The organism is Streptomyces sp. SID3343, assembly GCF_009865215.1.
GTDB lineage: Bacteria > Actinomycetota > Actinomycetes > Streptomycetales > Streptomycetaceae > Embleya.
This window is the reverse complement of record NZ_WWJX01001193.1, coordinates 1-256: the sequence shown is the minus strand read 5'-3', so window position 1 is coordinate 256 and position 256 is coordinate 1. Positions and strand designations below refer to the sequence as shown.

Annotated in this window: 1 pseudogene; it reads right to left on the bottom strand. The window is 73.0% G+C overall.

Going from position 1 to position 256, the window contains the following annotated elements:
- Window positions 1–256 (bottom strand): annotated as a pseudogene (locus GT354_RS37480) (oxidoreductase); the annotation flags it as partial.

Here is a 256-nt window from a genome sequence, read left to right as displayed (position 1 = left end):
GGGCACGTTCGCGCAGGCGTTGATCGAACACCGGGCGGTCGAGGTGCCATCCGGATCCGTGTGGATCCTCGATGCTCGACACGGCCGTCACCAGCGGCGATCCCCACGCGGACAGCGTCGCATGGCACGGCAGGTGACCGGGTCCGGGGACGAGATCACCAACGCCCAGGTCGGCCAGCAGGGTTCGGGCCGCGGCCGGGAGTGCCTCGCCGACCACCGGCGGCCCGGTGCCGGCGTCGGCGAGCAGTACCGACCG